This is a genomic window from Nostoc sp. CMAA1605 (assembly GCF_021596505.1).
In the GTDB taxonomy this organism is placed as follows: domain Bacteria; phylum Cyanobacteriota; class Cyanobacteriia; order Cyanobacteriales; family Nostocaceae; genus Trichormus.
In genome coordinates, this window is record NZ_PJIZ01000114.1 from 1 (window position 1) to 15,477 (window position 15,477).

Consider the following 15,477-nt stretch of genomic DNA (forward strand, 5'->3'; position numbering starts at 1 on the left):
AGAACGTTTAATGCCACCAAATGGTAAGCGGGGGTCGGATTTAACTAAGCCGTTAATAAATACTGCGCCTGCTTCGATTTCTGTAATTAAGCGATCGCGTTCTTGGTGATTATTTGTCCAAGCACTCGCACCTAAGCCAAAGGGTGTAGCATTTGCTAGTTTAATTGCAGTATCTATATTTGGCACACGAAATAATAAAGCTACCGGGCCAAAAAATTCTTCTTGGGCAATTTGTGAGTCAGCAGGGATATCTATGATAATTGTTGGTGGATAAAAGTTGCCAGGAATATTTAAAGGATGTCCACCTGTTAAAACTTTTCCCCCACTTTTGACGGCAGTTTTAACTTGTTGGTCTAAATCTTGGAGAATCCCTGGTGTGGCTAAAGGGCCTAAATCGGTGTCGGGAAGCATAGGATCACCAACTTTTAAGGCTGTGAATTTTTCTAACAGCAACTGCTCAAATTGATCAGCGATCGCTTCTGCTACAATAAAGCGTTTTGCTGCAATACAAGATTGACCAGTATTTAACATTCTGGCTTGTGTGGCGATGGCTGCTGCTGCTGCTAAATCAGCACTTTCTAACACAATAAATGGGTCACTTCCCCCTAATTCCAAGACGGTTTTTTTAATTTGTTTTCCCGCCGCCACCGCTAAGGATATACCAGCAGGTTCACTACCGGTTAAGGTAGCAGCTTTTACCCTTTCATCTGCCATCAAATCAGCAACTTGTGCTGCACCTATTAATAAAGTTTGAAATGCACCTTCAGGGAAGCCAGCCCGTTTGATAATATCTTCAATTGCTAAAGCGCACTGGGGAACATTAGATGCGTGTTTGAGTAAGCCGACATTTCCCGCCATCAGTGCGGGTGCAGCAAATCTAAATACCTGCCAAAAGGGAAAATTCCACGGCATCACAGCGAGAATGATTCCCAAAGGTTGATAGCGCACAAAACTATGACTAGCATCTGTTTTTACTGACACATCGGCCAAGAAATCGGCAGCATTTTCAGCGTAGTAACGACACACAGCAGCGCATTTTTCCACTTCTGCGATCGCAGCTTTGTAAGGCTTACCCATTTCAATAGTCATGAGTTTAGCGAAATCAGCCTTGTCTTGCTCTAAAATTGACGCAGCTGTATTTAACCACTGCGATCGCTCGTTAAAACTTGTGTTGCGGTAATTTTCAAAAGCCTGTTGTGCCGAATTTAATTTAGCAGCAATTTCTGTATCATTGAGTGGCTCAAAAGTTTTGAGCGTTTCCCCAGTGGCGGGATTGATAGTGGCGATCGCCATTTCCTGACCTCCCGTTTCAATATAGCTTGAGGTAGCTTCTTAGTGTTACACATATTTTTCGGGGTAGCTACCACCAAAATTGTAGTCTTTGAGAAACGGCTTAGTTGTTCTAACTTAAAATCTCGCAATTAAACTTGAATTATTTTATACTTGCTACTAATTATTAATACTGCTGATGCAAAACCTATTTTATTTTGTCAATTGATACAGGGTTTGTAGTGAGGGCTTTAGCCCTTATTTTGAGGACTAAAGTCCTCACTACAAACAAAAAACTTTTATTCTATTCTTTCTGAATTTACACTAGGAATATTTTCTCGACTAGTAGAATGAGTCTGTTCCACTAGTCGAATCTCTCTTTCTAAAAAGTAATTCAACAGAGTTCTTAACAACACAATTGCTGCTAGATTTAATATATCTTGGCGTGTAGGTGCAACTGCTGTTCGCAAGATATCACTAGCAACAGTAAATTCTAAACCTAACGCCAATGATCTACCTAATTGCAGACGCACCACTTCTGTAGAATCAAAATGTTGTCGAGAACGAGCAAATATTTGCCGAAAATAATAGATAATTCCTCGAATTACCGCTAATCCAATTACTAAGGCGGCGGCGATTTCTGCTGTTGCGGCTAAATAACCAACAATCAGCTTGAGCCATGATTCTAAGGGAATTATAGAGACTTCTATTGTCTCAATCTTACCAACATTGATATTTAAAATTAGCACCAAACCAAAAATTAATGCCAGAGGTAGCAGTAGATTGACTAAAGACTCAAGCAATGATTCTTTTTTCATGGTGATTATCTATAGAAATCTACTTTGACTCACCAAGTCATTTGCCTACAAAGGTAATAGGGAATAGGGAATATGGAATAGGTAAGAAGTTAAGCATCCAGACAAATGAAAATGATAAAGTAGCAGCACCTAATAACTAATGACTAATGACTAATGACTATTGACTAAGGATGAATAATTGTTGGCATTTGATGTAACCTTGTTTGATAGACTTTCACCAATCTATCAATACCTTTAAAGCGATAATCTCCCATTTCTTCAAAATCTTCAGGTTTAGAAATTAGCTGATAAGTTGCTTCACTAATTACGCACTCACTAGGAGGACAAACACCTTCCATTCTGGCTGCTAAATTAATCGTAGCTCCTAATGCTGTATATTCTACCCGTTGCGAACTACCCACATCTCCTACAACTGCTTTACCACTATTAATAGCAATACGTAATTGTAAGGTTTCATGCCAGAAACCATTAGCATTGAGATGTTCTAGACGAGTTAACATACCCTTGGCGGCTGATGTAGCGCGATCGGCGTGGTCGGCTTGGGGTTCGGGTGCGCCGAAAAAGGCCATGATACAATCACCGATATATTTATCTAAAGTACCGCCACAAGCAAACACCTCCTGTAGCATTTCTTCAAATAACTTATTTAATAATTCAGCGATCGCAGTTGGTTTTAATCTCTCAGAAATAGCGGTAAACCCTACTAAATCTGCAAATAAAATACTAATTTCACTTTCCGCCGGTGGTAAACGTCCATCTGGTAAACCACCTACAGCAATCAATTGCTGCACAACCGCAGGTGAATGATAACGTTCTAAGCGATGACGAATTACTTCTTCGGTTTTTTAATTTTTCTGCTAGTAACCAACGTTGTACACTTGATGCCACAAGATTAGCTAAAGCAGAAAAGAAGCTCAGTTCTTCTTCTCCGTCTTGTTCCCAATGATAGGAAGATAAATGGGCATCAGCATAAAGTACCCCCACTACTTTATTTTCATCCCACAAAGGTACGGCCATAGCACTACGAATACCTTTAAGTAAAATGCTATGTTCACCAGAAAATCTTTCATCTTTTTGCGTATCAGCAGTTTGAATTACAACTTTTTCTTCAAAGACTTTTTGGCAAATACTACGACTAATCCAACTCGCATTTGCTAAGAGATATGCTTGCTGAGTTTGGTCTCTACTACCCGCATTCACTAATTCTAAATGCCCATCACTTTTAACATCAATTAATAAAGCCAAACGGTCAATACTATTGAGATAACGAAATACAACTTGTTGTACTTGAGAGAAAATTTCTTCTATGGATGCGGCTGCACAAAGGTTTTTAGCTATATCTACTAAATCTTTAAGACGGGCAATAGTTTTATTTTTATCCCCAATATCACCATCATTACTGTTAGCTTCTATCCATTGTTGTTGTAGTTGTTTGGCGTTACGTAAAATGGTTCTTTGATCAGAAGCTTCATAAAAAGTTACTGCTTTAATGGGTGGTGGTGGTAGGGGGTTGTGAACCATCACCATCAAGCTGACATTTCCCAGCCAAATGACATCACCATGATTTAAATTTTGAGATGTTTTGACAACAGTTTGATTTACCTGTGTGCCGTTTTTACTGCCTAGATCCTCAATTACCCATGTACCATTCGCTTGTTTGACAATTTGGGCGTGCTTGCGGGAAACTCCACCTGCCGGTAAGTATAAGTTACATTCTGGCAACCGACCTATTGTGAATACGTCTCGATTCACGGTGACAGTGGTTTCGGTATCTCCCTGTTGTAAGCGTAAAGTCAATTCAGTCATGAGTTTGATGTATCTATTTTGGGGCTGGGAATGCAAACATCTTGAGTTTGCAAGATATTGATGAACTCTTTATCATTTCTTTATGGCATTGTTCACAGCGAACGACAACTATTAGTATAAATATACACATAATATCTTTGGTTAAGCATCAGTATTTATGGGCTATTGAACATGGGATTTTCTTGTACTGCTGTTTTTCAGCTTCAGGAATGAAGAATTCCGAAAAATTGCACTGATGTCATGAAGATACATATATCCTGATCATGAGTTTCCCAGCGATGAAATTATTCAAGGAAAGCGTCCAACCTTGGCAACTTATACCTGGAATGGCTTCGACAAGTCCCGAAAAATCCTCCCAAAAATACGTACTCTCACCACTAGAACAGCAAGTAGTGGAAGAAACTAACAAAGTACGCATTAACCCCCAAGCCTACCTACCGATTCTGGAAAATTATCGTCGGCAATTTCAGGGAAAGAAAGTCAAGTTAGCTGATCATGTTTATTTGCAAACCCAAGAAGGGGTAAAAGCAGTAGATGAAGCGATCGCTTTTCTGAAGTCTGCAAAACCAGTAGGATCATTAATCATATCTGAAGGTTTGTCTTTAGCTGCTAGGGATCACGTCAAAGACCAAGGCGCAAAAGGTATTGTTGGTCATCATGGTAGCGATGCTAGTGATCCTTTTATACGGATGAATCGTTATGGTACTTGGCAAGCGACAGCCGCAGAAAACATTAGTTATGGTTCTCACACTGCCCAAGATATTGTGATGCAATTAATTATTGATGATGGTGTGCGATCGCGCGGTCATCGCACCAATATTTTCAACCCAGCTTTTCAGGTGACAGGGGTAGCTTTTGGGATTCACGCCACATACAGACAAATGTGTGTTATTACTTACGCTGGAGGCTATAAATCAAAGTAAGGCAAAAGGTAAAAATTCTCTAATTTTGAATGAATTTTGTAGCTTGCTTCTCTGACTATGGCGTAAGCCTACCCGTAGGATATTTTGAATTGATATATGGTTGTAAATCTTAACGTTAATATTCAAGGTCAGGGATTTCCAATTTTGTGTTTACATGGACATCCTGGCCGTGGTCAGAGTCTGGCTGTATTTACTAATCATTTATCAAAACGTTACCAAACTATTGCCCCAGATTTGCGAGGATACGGCAAAAGCCGCTTTCAGGGCAATTTTGCCATGACAGACCACCTAACGGACTTAGAAGCTCTGCTAGACCGCTTACAGATAGAAAATTGCTTGATATTAGGATGGTCTTTAGGTGGGATTTTAGCGATGGAATTGGCTTTGCGTCTCCCACAACGTGTTACGGGGTTAATTTTAATCGCTACAGCAGCTAGACCCCGTGGCAATCATCCGCCAATTACATGGCAAGACAATCTTTACACGGGTATGGCCGCGCTGTTGAATTATGTTAAACCTGGTTGGCAGTGGAATATTGAGACTTTTGGCAAGCGATCGCTATTCCGCTACCTCATTCAACAACATACGCACACCGCCTATAATTATATTGCTCAAGCAGCTGTACCAGCTTATTTACAAACTTCCGCAGCTGCTACCCGCGCCCTTTACAGTGCCATAGCTTTGGGATATAACCGTCTGGAAGAACTCCAGCAAATTCACTGTCCAAGTCTGGTCATTGCCGCTTCTCAAGACCGCCATATTACAGCTGAGTCCAGTTTAGAAACGGCTCAAAACCTCAAATACAGCCAATGGCTTTGCTATCCGAACGCGGCTCATCTTTTCCCGTGGGAAGTACCCCAGCAGTTACTCAGTGATATCGACATCTGGATAACAAATCATCCGCAAGTAGTTGATAGTCTATAGTCCCAGGTTAATAGTCCAAAGTTCAAAGCCATAGCCATCGACTATTGACCATTGACTGTTGACCATTGACCGTTGACTCACGCCTAAATTAAAGTTGACCGCTAAAGACAGGCGTTACTTTGCGGTCAATCCGTTCCCCCAGGTCGTCAGCAATGGTCAAATTTTCTGGTTTACATTTCTTGACGTTTACCACTATCCCTTGTGCGCCTTCGGTTTCTAAGTCTTCTACATAGCCTTTAGTCGCTAGTTTGGCATCGGTGGAATTGAGAAAAGGCCCGAAGTAGTAGGTGCAACGGGGATTTTGAGTTTCAATTTCTACCCACCAAGCCAAGCCAAGTGCGTTGTATGTGTTAATTACACTTTCCTTCAGGTTATGCCAAATTGTTGTCATGGTTGCCGCCAATTTATCAACGTGGTACTGAATTTTAAACGTCTGATGTGTTTATGTATTCTATTTACATTTCTTTATACTCTTTTACTCATAATTTTTAAAGAGGTTTTGGTAATTTATCTAGGTATAAAGTGTTAACGGCACGTTGACGAAAAATCTCGTATAGTGCCATACCTGAAGCTACAGAAGCATTTAAGCTAGGTGTTTTACCTAAAAGGGGAATTGATACCAACACATCACAAGATCGTTGTGTCAACATACTCAGACCTTCGCCTTCAGAACCGATGACTAAGACGATGGGGCCACGGAAGCTGACTGTGTGCAGTTGTTCGCTAGCATCCGCCGCAGTTCCGTAAATCCAAAAACCCGCTTCTTTCAATTCTTCTAAGGCGCGGCCAAGGTTGATGACTCTAGCGACGGGAAAGTTTTCTAAAGCACCGGCTGCGACTTTCACCACAGTGGAGGTAATTCCCGAAGCCCTTCTTTGGGGAATAATCAGACCTTGCGCCCCTACAGCTTCAGCTGTCCGAATAATTGCGCCCAGGTTATGGGGATCTGTGATCCCATCGGCTACAACAATCACGGGATCAGTGACTGCCTTTGCTTGGGTGATCAATTCGTGTAGTTCAATATATGAATAGGGCGCAATTTGTGCGGCTATACCTTGGTGGTTAGCTTGGTATGTGATTTGGTCTAGACGTTTGGGGTCTACTTCATCAATGACTGTGCCGTTTTCTTTAGCTTGGAGAATGAGATTATGAAAGCGGGGATCATAGCGTAAACGAGATGTTACCCAAATGCGGTTGAGTTCTCGTTGACTTTCTAGGGCAGTCAAGACTGGATGACGACCATAGATCATGTCGCTGTCTTCTGTTGTGGGTTTGGCCGCAACTGTAGGAGGTGTAAATTGACGACGGGGGTGTGATGAGTGGGAATTACTCTCCCCTTTGTTAGACTGGCGCGGTGAAGTTGTGATGACACGCTTACCTTTGAGTTTTAACACTGACCCACGATTAGGTTCGCTATTGGTCTTGATTTTTTTTGGCTTATTGTTCATAGGAGTTTTGGGTACAAAGCATGAGTAAACGTACCGATTCTCATCTTGACTGAACCATTACTGAATGATTTTCCGATCATGGAGATTAAAATAATGATTTATTTCTCTGGATGGATTTTTTGCAATAGTTCGGTTAAGCGTGGCAAATCGGTGAGATATAAGTAGCCAATTAAAGTCTCTAGACTTGTTGCTTGTTGATATATTTCAGGATTAACTCTTTTAGGTCTTCCTGTGGCGGCGTTACGGCCTCGCCGGACAATATCTAATTCAGTTGTTGTCAAGTAAGGAGTTAGCGATCGCAAATGTAGCGCTTGTGTTTCTGCTCTTACCTGCGCTACTACCAGTCTATGATAAGCATCTTGCCGTTGTAGTGGTAGCAGGTAATACATTCTAGCATAAAGCTCATAGATTGCATCCCCTAAATATGCTAGAGCAGAGGGTGAGATTTGCTGTATTTGTCCCTGAGAAATTTGTTGTGTGAACTGTGCTGTGTGTGCTAAGAGTGAGTCAGTCCAAGATGTATCTATTTGGGGATTTTCATCTTTACCATCTAATAACTCTTCCTCCTTTGACTTCACAACTTAAATATTCCTTAGCTGATTGAACTTATTTAGTATTTGTTTAGTATTTGTCTTGTAAAAATTCTCAAATCGGTTCTATTCTCTCACAACGGTGCTGTATTTATAGACTCAGTATGTGGAAAACTATCAGGATTATTTGACAATTTTATCGTTATTTTTAATAGAATAAACGTTTTTCTTGCTGATTTTTTCTGATGATCTGTTGCCGAATTTGGTGGCTTTTCCCTCTCCCACTGGGAGAGGTGATTGCCAGCATAGCGCAAAATTAAGCTATCCCATACATTGTTCGGAATAGCTTAATTAATTATTCGGCCAAGCGATCAAGACTGCTTGATGTTGTCTAGAGCTGCTTCAACAGAGGTTTGCAGCGAGAGAAACTTCTCTAAGCGCACAAGCTTGACCGTTTGAGTTACACGGGCGTTAGTGACGATTTGCAAAGTTCCGTCGACGTTTTGAGCTTGCTTGGCTAGCTGTACCAAAGCACCCAAACCAGAACTATCGACAAAATCAATTTGCGAAAGATCCAGAATGATGTGCTTTGGGCCTTCTTCAATTTTATTGCCTAGAACTTTGCGAAATGTCGGTTCCGAAAAGGCATCTAACAAACCTGTGAGGCGGAATAGCTGACAATTATCCCGTGCTTCACGAGTACCTCTCAGGCTGACGGTTAGATTTAGTGGTTCAGCAATAATTCCCTCCTCATGGTTAAAGTAAACGCTCAAGTATAGATGGTTTTTAGGCTTGTTGTCTATAGCCTTTAGTGGGGATTGGGGACTGGGGATTAGGTATTGGGGATTGGGGACTGGGGATTGGGCAAACAGAATATTGGAGTCAAATCTCCTTTACTTTCTCTGCTTCCTCTACTCCCTAGTTCCTAGTCCCCAGTCCCTAGTCCCTAGTCACCTTTCCCTAATTCCTAATCCTTTTTTAACTCACTTGGGCTGTAGTTGCTTGTCGTGCTGTTCGCATAGTTTGGACGAACTGCTCAAACAAGTAATCAGCGTCATGAGGGCCTGGACTAGCTTCTGGGTGGTACTGCACTGAGAAGATGGGCAAGGATTTGTGTTTTAATCCTGCAACAGTGCGATCGTTTAAGTTGAGGTGACTCACTTCCACAACTGCTTGTGGTAAGGAATCAGGATCAATCGCAAAGCTGTGGTTTTGGCTGGTAATCTCTATCCTTTGTGTCAAACCCGCAGGTTGGTTTAAACCCCGATGGCCGAATTTTAGCTTAAAGGTTTCTGCTCCCAAGGCATGACCCAAAATCTGGTGTCCCATACAAATACCAAAAATGGGTTTTTGACTTTGCAGCAAGGTTTTAGCTGTGGCTATACCTTCTGCAACTGCGGACGGATCGCCAGGCCCGTTGGAAAGGAAGATACCATCTGGATTGTATTGGAGAATTTCTGCTGCTGGTGTATCGGCAGGTACAACAATCACGCGACAACCATAACTAGCCAAGCGGCGGAGAATATTACGCTTTACGCCAAAATCTAGGGCGACAACTGTCAAAGATTCTTGTTGATTGCTGGTTGTGGCTGGCTTAAATTCCCAAGCCGGGATTGTGGGATCTGACCATTCGTACACTTGGCGCGTCGTCACTTCTTGGACGAGATTTAACCCTGCCATGCTGGGGGCTGATTGTACCTGTTCTAATAATTCTGCTTCATCTAAGATTTCTGTAGAAATACCACCATTCATTGCACCATACATCCGAATTTTGCGGGTGAGGGCGCGGGTGTCTATGCCATAGATCCCTGGAATTTGGTGTTGTTGCAGGTAGTCTGGTAGGGATTGTGACGATCGCCAGTTACTCGGTTGATGACAAATATTGCGCGCGATCGCACCGCGCACCTGTGGCTTGGCTGATTCTTCGTCTTCGGGATTAACGCCAGTATTCCCCAATTCAGGGTAGGTGAACACGACTATTTGACCGCAGTAACTGGGGTCAGTCAAGACTTCTTGATATCCAGTCATGCCAGTGTTAAACACGACTTCGCCGATGGTTGTTCCTGTCGCACCGAAAGACCAACCTCGGTAAGCAGTGCCATCTGCCAAAACTAGTAGAGCAGGAATTGTGTCAGACAGGGGCATAGTTGATAAATGGGATTGGGGGTTGGGGATTGGGGGTTGGGGATTGGGGATTGGGGTTGGGGATTGGGGATAAATAAATTTTTTAATTTCCTGAGATGTTTACCCGTCTTAAATCTTTCTTAGTACCTAGTACCCAGTCCCCAGTCCCCAGTCCCCATCTTCCAGGATACTGCGAGTGTTAATTATCCCATAAGTTGGTAAATTATGCGTTTCCAAAGAAATTAATTAAAAATTAAAATGGAAGAATAATTCGGAAATTTTGGGTTTTAAATTCTCCAATGGGGAATTAAATCTACAATGGGAATCGGTGGCAGGAGTCCTGGGACAGTTTCAATCAAGATTAAATCTATGCTTCAGCCCTTTTTTTCTCGTGCGACGCTGATTTTTCTGTCTGGTGCGATCGCAGTTGCGAGTAGCGGTTGTACGACAAATCAACCAAAAACGTCTGTTTTGCGGAATCAGCAATCTGTGGTGACTGATGATCTGGCCAATGCCAAATCTCCGGCAGAACCTACAACTGCACCCAGCATCGCGACATCAACTAACCTGCCATCATCACCCCTAGAACCCAGTGCGTTTGAAATGGGACTAGATAAGGCAGCAGGTGCGACTAGTATTAGTCAATCGGCACAATCGCCGGATGATTGGTATTTGGTGGCGAGTCAGTATCATGATGCGATTACTTTGATGCGAAAGGTGGAACGGCAAAGTCCAGAGTTTGCGATCGCCCAAGCTAAAATCAATGAGTTTGAGGGGCAAATGAAGTATGCTATCCGCCAAGCTAATACGGCTGCTAAACCATCGCCTCGGTCTGTAGCGGTAGCTTCTCGCCCAGTTAAGGCGGCAAAGACTCGTCAGTCTGCACCTCCCATAGCAAATGCTACACCTGAATCTAAATTCACTATTCCTGTACCACCACCTGGAACAGAAGTATCCACAGAAACAACAGGTTTTCCGGTATCGGCTGCTATTACTCCAGAAAGGGTATACATTGCCCCCATTAGACGGCGGGTTGGTGGTACACCTGTGGTGAGTGTGACTTTCAATGGTCAGCAACAGTTTGACATGATTGTTGATACTGGGGCAAGTGGCACAGTGATTACTCAAGCAATGGCCAATGCTTTGGGAGTTGTCCCCGTGGGGAAAGCCAAAGCTAACACCGCCAGTTCTAGGGCGGTAGAATTTCCGATTGGTTATTTGGAATCAATGGCTTTGGGGGGTGTGACAGTGAATCGTGTACCGGTGGCGATCGCTGGGACAGAATTAGAAACGGGTTTATTGGGACATGATTTTTTTGGTAATTACGATGTCACCATTAAACGCAACGTGGTAGAGTTCCGCCCGCAATCGCACTCAGATGCTAGTTCTGGAGGAATTGAACTAAATGTTCCAGCTTTGTCCAGGCAGTACCAGTCTGTAGAATCTCCTTAGCTGCTTTCACCCCTTGGGTATGGTCTAACAAGGGAATTGCACCCGCTACCTGTAGTGCTAAGGACGCATTGAGGGCTACAGCGTCTTGTTGTGCCTGAGTTCCTTTGCCTTGTAGCACCGCTTTTAAAATGACGGCGTTTTCTTGCACATCGCCACCTTTGAGGGCTGTAATTGGTGCAGGTGTTACGCCAACTTCTTGGGGATTAATGGTAGTTAGCTTAACTTCACCATCCGATAACACTGCTAAATCCGTTAAATCACCTAAACCCGCTTCATCTAATCTTTCCCTTCCGTGCAGTACAATCGCCTTTTCCTTGCCTAAATTTTGTAAAGCTTGGGCAACGGTTTCTAAAAGTTTGGGTGTAAATAAACCTACTACTTGCCCAGTGGGACGCAAGGGATTTACTAAGGGGCCAAGTAAATTAAACACTGTGCGAATTCTTAAAGTCCGGCGTAATTGTGCCACAGCTTTCAATGCGGGATGCCAACCAGGGGCAAATAAAAAGGTGATCCCGACTTCTTGTAGTGCAGCTTGGACTTTTTCACTAGGCGCGTTTAGATTCACGCCTAACGCTTCTAAAACATCAGCACTGCCTGTCAGACTAGATGCCGAACGATTACCATGTTTGGCAACAGGTACGCCATAAGCCGCCACCACAAAAGCCACGGCTGTAGAAATGTTGAAAGTGGAAGAACCATCACCACCAGTTCCGCAAGTATCAACTATGGGGAATGGGGAATGGGGAATGGGGAATGGGAAAGAATTTTGTCCAGTCCCCATTTTTGATTGAGATTGTAAAACTTCGGCCATACCGGTTAGTTCTTCGGCGGAAACACCCTTAAAGTTGAGTGCAGTTAAGATTGCACCGGATAATTCTGGAGGGATGGCTTCACTCAGCCAACCTTGCATTAATTCTGCGGCTTGAGTGCGACTGAGGGATTGACCATCAATTAGCTGTTGTAGGAGAAGATAGGGTTCTAGGGAGGCGGTGACAGCAGCAGAAGTTGTCATAATTAGAGTGATAACTGTTACGGATAATTACAAGAATTGTGTATGGCAGTTATCCTATCGAAAAATTGCCCCCTCTCCAAAGTTAAATCACAATATCAAGCTGCAACTGCAAAGGGAAATTAGTCTTGTTATCTTTATCTATTTTTTTATCGCTATTAAGTAAAACAAGGTAAAAAATTATAGGTTTGTAGAGAGAACTAAAGTTCTCTCTACGAGATGCTCCACAAACAAGAAAGGACTAAAGTCCTTACTACGAACTGAATCCTCATATTTTTATCTTGCTGTTTTTTCAATCGTTATACTTACCTTTAAATTTGTAGTTAGTAATGAATAACTCTTTACCTTTTGCTGCTTTTCCTTGCTTATAGTTATTCATGCCATATTGTAATTCCCATTCGTAGATATGAGCATATTTAAGGTTTTCTCTAATTTGCGGGGAATCATCGTAAGTGATTAACCATTGATGATGGCATTGTTTTAATATCTCAGCAAATCTTTGATGGTCGAAAGATGTATGTAAATCGCCATCTTTTCCATATAATTTGGATTTGGTAGCACTGAAATATGGGGGGTCTAAAAATAAAAAGACATTATCACCTTTGGTTTTGACAAGTTCACTGTAGTCCAAATTAGTTATTTTAATATCTTCATCTAAAATAGTTTCTAGTTTCTCTAAGCGTTCTATAGAAGAATATGTAAATCTTTTATGAAAGGCTTCCTGGGAAAAACCTCCTGATTCTACTGTGCCAGAAAATGTAATTCGATTCAGGACAAAAAAGCGAACTGCTCTTTCTAAATCAGATAGGCTCTTAACATCCACACTGGTTAATTCTGTAAATAGTAATTTACCCTCTTTATATTTATCTTTAATTTGCTGTATTTCTTTAACTAACTGTGCTAGTTCAGATTGAGCAATTTTCCAGAATAAAAATAACTCTTGATTTAAATCATTAATCCAAAATTTTAACTGAGGAAACTTTTGCTTAAGATAAATAAAAACTGAACCACCGCCTATAAATGGTTCACGAAATTCAGCAAAACTTTCTGGTAGGTATTCAACTATTTGATTGATAGCTTTTGATTTACCGCCAGGATAACGGAGAGGGCTTTTGAGCATTTTGTGAAAAATATTCAAATTATTTTATAATTAGAATTTAATTTATGTTTAATTTAATACCTATGTCTCGTTCTGTTCCCTATCAACCATTATTGTTGCGAATTCTGCATGGTGTGAGTGGTATTTTAGCGATCGCCGCCATCATTACCGGATTTTTAGTTTACAATACTTTCGATGGCAGATTCGGTAAAATCCTCATCCCCCGCATCAGTGCCATTATCGATATTCACGGGACTTTTGCAGTTTTTTCTTGATTGTGTTTCCAGCGATCGCGCTGTATAGTTTTCATGCAGGAAACAAACGACTGTTGCAAGGGGATTCTTTCCAAAACTTAAGTCAGGTTGGTAGACCGATTTGGTGGGTGAGTTTGCAAAGAATTGCTAATACTCTAATGTTGCTGGCCTCTGTCTTCGCCTTAATTTCCGGCAGAATGATGAAAGAAGAATGGCTACCAACAGGAGAGTTAAATCACGTTTGGTATTATTTGCATTTGTCAGCTTGGGTGGTGATGGTTGTCTGTTTGGCTATTCATCTTTTGATGTCTAGCAAGGTGGGTGGTGTACCTTTATTAGTTTCGATGTTTGTGTTCAAGGTGCGTCCTGAAGATAAGCCTAGTCGTTGGTGGGATGATTTGCGCGCTTGGTGGGGAAATTTATCAGCTAACTTTGGCGTAGGCAATAATTTGCTTTTGCGAGTTTTAGAGATAATTGTATTAGTGGGAATTTTGATGGCGTTTGTTTTACCTTTGGTGGCTGGGGGTTGATAGTATTTTTTAAGGTACTTCCAATTTAAAAAATATACTATCGCTTTTTTGGCAAGGGGGCAGGGCGCAGGGGGAAGAAAGAAAATATTCTCTCTCATCAATTTTGAAAAGAATCTGGTAAATTTTCTAACAAAATAACATTGCGGCCTTTTATATATCCTTTCATCCTAATATTTCCTGATAGTAAAGATAAATCCTTCCTAGCGTGATGAACGAAAGATGACGCGGCCGGGAATTCCTTCATGATTAATTCTGGCATAGACTCGCAGACAGGTTAAAACTTCGCCAGGAACTCCGCCACATTCTAGTTGTAAATCGTCTTTAGTTAAGGCACAAATATCAGCATAAAGTCCTGTGAGTTGACGTATTCTCACTTCGTGACCGGCATTATTCGCAATCTCCGCCACTTTTTTTAAAGCGCGTCGTGATTCTTGTTGCAGTTTACCCCACCAGGAATATCTTTCGGCGGGAGGAACAAAGATTAAGGAATGTATCGCCTCATCCATATCCAGCCAAGCACGTAGCATTGACAAGGGGTCTGTGCTTTCTTCGGCTTTTTTGGTACGGTGAAAGCGATCGCCTAATGCTTCCACATACTGGATTTTTTGTTCTAGTTGGGAATGTAAATGAATGACATCAAAGCTAAATACACTTTTAAAGGCATGATATAGCTCTGGTTCAATTTCAATAAATTTAGTTAATAATACTAGAAAGCTTGCTAATAAAGTTAATTCTTCAGAAGCAGATTCAGGAAGAATTTTAGTTTTTTGTAATGCTTTTTGAGATAAACATAACCCAGGTGAAACCACAGTTCCACTTAATCCTGGATAGACAATTTCATCTCGAATAAAAGGCAAATAATGCAGATGAGAATTATCGGCGATCGCACCTACTTCTTGCGCCAAATCTAAAGCCCGTTGTCGCCAAAATTCCGCCAAATCTTCAGGGACTCGCAACAGCTTGCGGTGAATTTCATTCCACAAATCCGCATCTGTTTGACTACATAAAGGCGAATTCCCCAAATATATACCGAGTTCGACATCCGCATCAAATGCCGCACGCAGATAACCCAATTTTGGTTCACTCTGGGTACAACTTACCGTAGGTTTCGCTTCTTCCTTAACCTGTAACAAATTGTGAATCTCATACAACACCTGATCACACAATTCAGCACCAGGATCATGATGATATTCCGCTTGCGCCTTCCTCAGCGTCGCCTCCAATCCATAGAGACTATACCGTAATAACTGCCCCAAAGCTGATTTTTCGATTCCCAATAACTGCTTGAGAT

General features: G+C 41.8%; 13 protein-coding genes and 2 pseudogenes. 4 read left to right on the forward strand and 11 right to left on the reverse strand.

The features are described 5' to 3' along the window. The 3 genes and pseudogenes from CV014_RS26020 to CV014_RS26030 form a co-directional block, all read right to left on the reverse strand. The coding region (locus tag CV014_RS26020) for an NAD-dependent succinate-semialdehyde dehydrogenase (protein WP_236144666.1) at positions 1-1,293 on the reverse strand (1,293 nt) is incomplete at its 3' end. 275 nt (positions 1,294-1,568) lie between these two features. Beyond that, the gene (locus CV014_RS26025) at positions 1,569-2,087 is read right to left on the reverse strand and encodes a DUF1622 domain-containing protein (RefSeq protein ID WP_236144667.1); all 519 of its coding nucleotides are present in this window, start codon (positions 2,085-2,087) and stop codon (positions 1,569-1,571) included. 164 nt (positions 2,088-2,251) lie between these two features. Beyond that, a pseudogene (locus CV014_RS26030) lies at positions 2,252-3,893 on the reverse strand (adenylate/guanylate cyclase domain-containing protein). 326 nt (positions 3,894-4,219) lie between these two features. Here CV014_RS26030 and CV014_RS26035 point away from each other — a divergent pair. Next, the gene (locus CV014_RS26035) at positions 4,220-4,816 is read left to right on the forward strand and encodes a CAP domain-containing protein (RefSeq protein ID WP_442946948.1); all 597 of its coding nucleotides are present in this window, start codon (positions 4,220-4,222) and stop codon (positions 4,814-4,816) included. Between the two features lie 96 nt (positions 4,817-4,912). Next, positions 4,913-5,740, forward strand: a complete 828-nt coding sequence (locus CV014_RS26040) for an alpha/beta fold hydrolase (protein WP_236144669.1) — start codon at positions 4,913-4,915, stop codon at positions 5,738-5,740. 88 nt (positions 5,741-5,828) lie between these two features. Here CV014_RS26040 and CV014_RS26045 read toward each other — a convergent pair whose 3' ends face one another. The 5 genes from CV014_RS26045 to carA form a co-directional block, all read right to left on the reverse strand. Then, a complete protein-coding gene (locus CV014_RS26045; RefSeq protein WP_236144670.1) occupies positions 5,829-6,131 on the reverse strand; it encodes a DUF1816 domain-containing protein in 303 nt (100 codons plus the stop codon). 97 nt (positions 6,132-6,228) lie between these two features. Then, positions 6,229-7,188, reverse strand: coding sequence for a 23S rRNA (guanosine(2251)-2'-O)-methyltransferase RlmB (gene rlmB / locus CV014_RS26050; RefSeq protein WP_236144671.1), 960 nt, complete (start codon positions 7,186-7,188; stop codon positions 6,229-6,231). A 98-nt stretch (positions 7,189-7,286) separates the two neighbouring features. After that, on the reverse strand, positions 7,287-7,766 hold the full coding sequence (locus CV014_RS26055) for a Mini-ribonuclease 3 (RefSeq protein WP_236144672.1): 480 nt from the start codon (positions 7,764-7,766) through the stop codon (positions 7,287-7,289). 323 nt (positions 7,767-8,089) lie between these two features. Next, positions 8,090-8,491 (reverse strand): STAS domain-containing protein, encoded by a 402-nt coding sequence (locus tag CV014_RS26060; RefSeq protein ID WP_236144673.1) that lies wholly within the window; start codon positions 8,489-8,491, stop codon positions 8,090-8,092. A gap of 205 nt (positions 8,492-8,696) precedes the next feature. After that, positions 8,697-9,863 carry a glutamine-hydrolyzing carbamoyl-phosphate synthase small subunit gene (gene carA / locus CV014_RS26065; RefSeq protein WP_236144674.1) on the reverse strand — a complete coding sequence of 389 codons (1,167 nt, stop codon included), beginning with the start codon at positions 9,861-9,863 and terminating at the stop codon, positions 8,697-8,699. Between the two features lie 348 nt (positions 9,864-10,211). On the opposite strand from carA, the gene CV014_RS26070 reads away from it, so the two are divergent. Then, entirely contained in the window at positions 10,212-11,294 is a 1,083-nt protein-coding gene (locus CV014_RS26070) for a retropepsin-like aspartic protease family protein (RefSeq protein ID WP_236144675.1), read from the forward strand. Here CV014_RS26070 and trpD read toward each other — a convergent pair. Then, positions 11,224-12,306: an anthranilate phosphoribosyltransferase gene (gene trpD, locus CV014_RS26075; protein ID WP_236144676.1), complete on the reverse strand. Its 1,083-nt coding sequence runs from the start codon at positions 12,304-12,306 to the stop codon at positions 11,224-11,226. The genes CV014_RS26070 and trpD overlap by 71 nt on opposite strands. A gap of 289 nt (positions 12,307-12,595) precedes the next feature. Next, positions 12,596-13,423: a DNA adenine methylase gene (locus tag CV014_RS26080; protein WP_236144677.1), complete on the reverse strand. Its 828-nt coding sequence runs from the start codon at positions 13,421-13,423 to the stop codon at positions 12,596-12,598. Between the two features lie 62 nt (positions 13,424-13,485). Between CV014_RS26080 and CV014_RS26085 the strand changes: the two are divergent. Then, positions 13,486-14,186, forward strand: a pseudogene (locus CV014_RS26085) (cytochrome b/b6 domain-containing protein). A 200-nt stretch (positions 14,187-14,386) separates the two neighbouring features. Here the strand turns inward: CV014_RS26085 and CV014_RS26090 are convergent. Further along, positions 14,387-15,477 (reverse strand): hypothetical protein (locus CV014_RS26090; RefSeq protein WP_236144678.1); only part of this gene is annotated, 1,091 nt, incomplete at its 5' end.

Excerpts from the sequence above, each read along its gene's own strand:
- CV014_RS26025 (WP_236144667.1), bottom strand. The coding sequence starts at position 2,087 with ATGAAAAAAGAATCATTGCTTGAGTCTTTAGTCAATCTACTGCTACCT.
- CV014_RS26035 (WP_442946948.1), top strand. The coding sequence starts at position 4,220 with ATGGCTTCGACAAGTCCCGAAAAATCCTCCCAAAAATACGTACTCTCA.
- CV014_RS26040 (WP_236144669.1), top strand. The coding sequence starts at position 4,913 with ATGGTTGTAAATCTTAACGTTAATATTCAAGGTCAGGGATTTCCAATT.
- CV014_RS26045 (WP_236144670.1), bottom strand. The coding sequence starts at position 6,131 with ATGACAACAATTTGGCATAACCTGAAGGAAAGTGTAATTAACACATAC.
- rlmB (WP_236144671.1), bottom strand. The coding sequence starts at position 7,188 with ATGAACAATAAGCCAAAAAAAATCAAGACCAATAGCGAACCTAATCGT.
- carA (WP_236144674.1), bottom strand. The coding sequence starts at position 9,863 with ATGCCCCTGTCTGACACAATTCCTGCTCTACTAGTTTTGGCAGATGGC.
- CV014_RS26070 (WP_236144675.1), top strand. The coding sequence starts at position 10,212 with ATGCTTCAGCCCTTTTTTTCTCGTGCGACGCTGATTTTTCTGTCTGGT.
- trpD (WP_236144676.1), bottom strand. The coding sequence starts at position 12,306 with ATGACAACTTCTGCTGCTGTCACCGCCTCCCTAGAACCCTATCTTCTC.
- CV014_RS26080 (WP_236144677.1), bottom strand. The coding sequence starts at position 13,423 with ATGCTCAAAAGCCCTCTCCGTTATCCTGGCGGTAAATCAAAAGCTATC.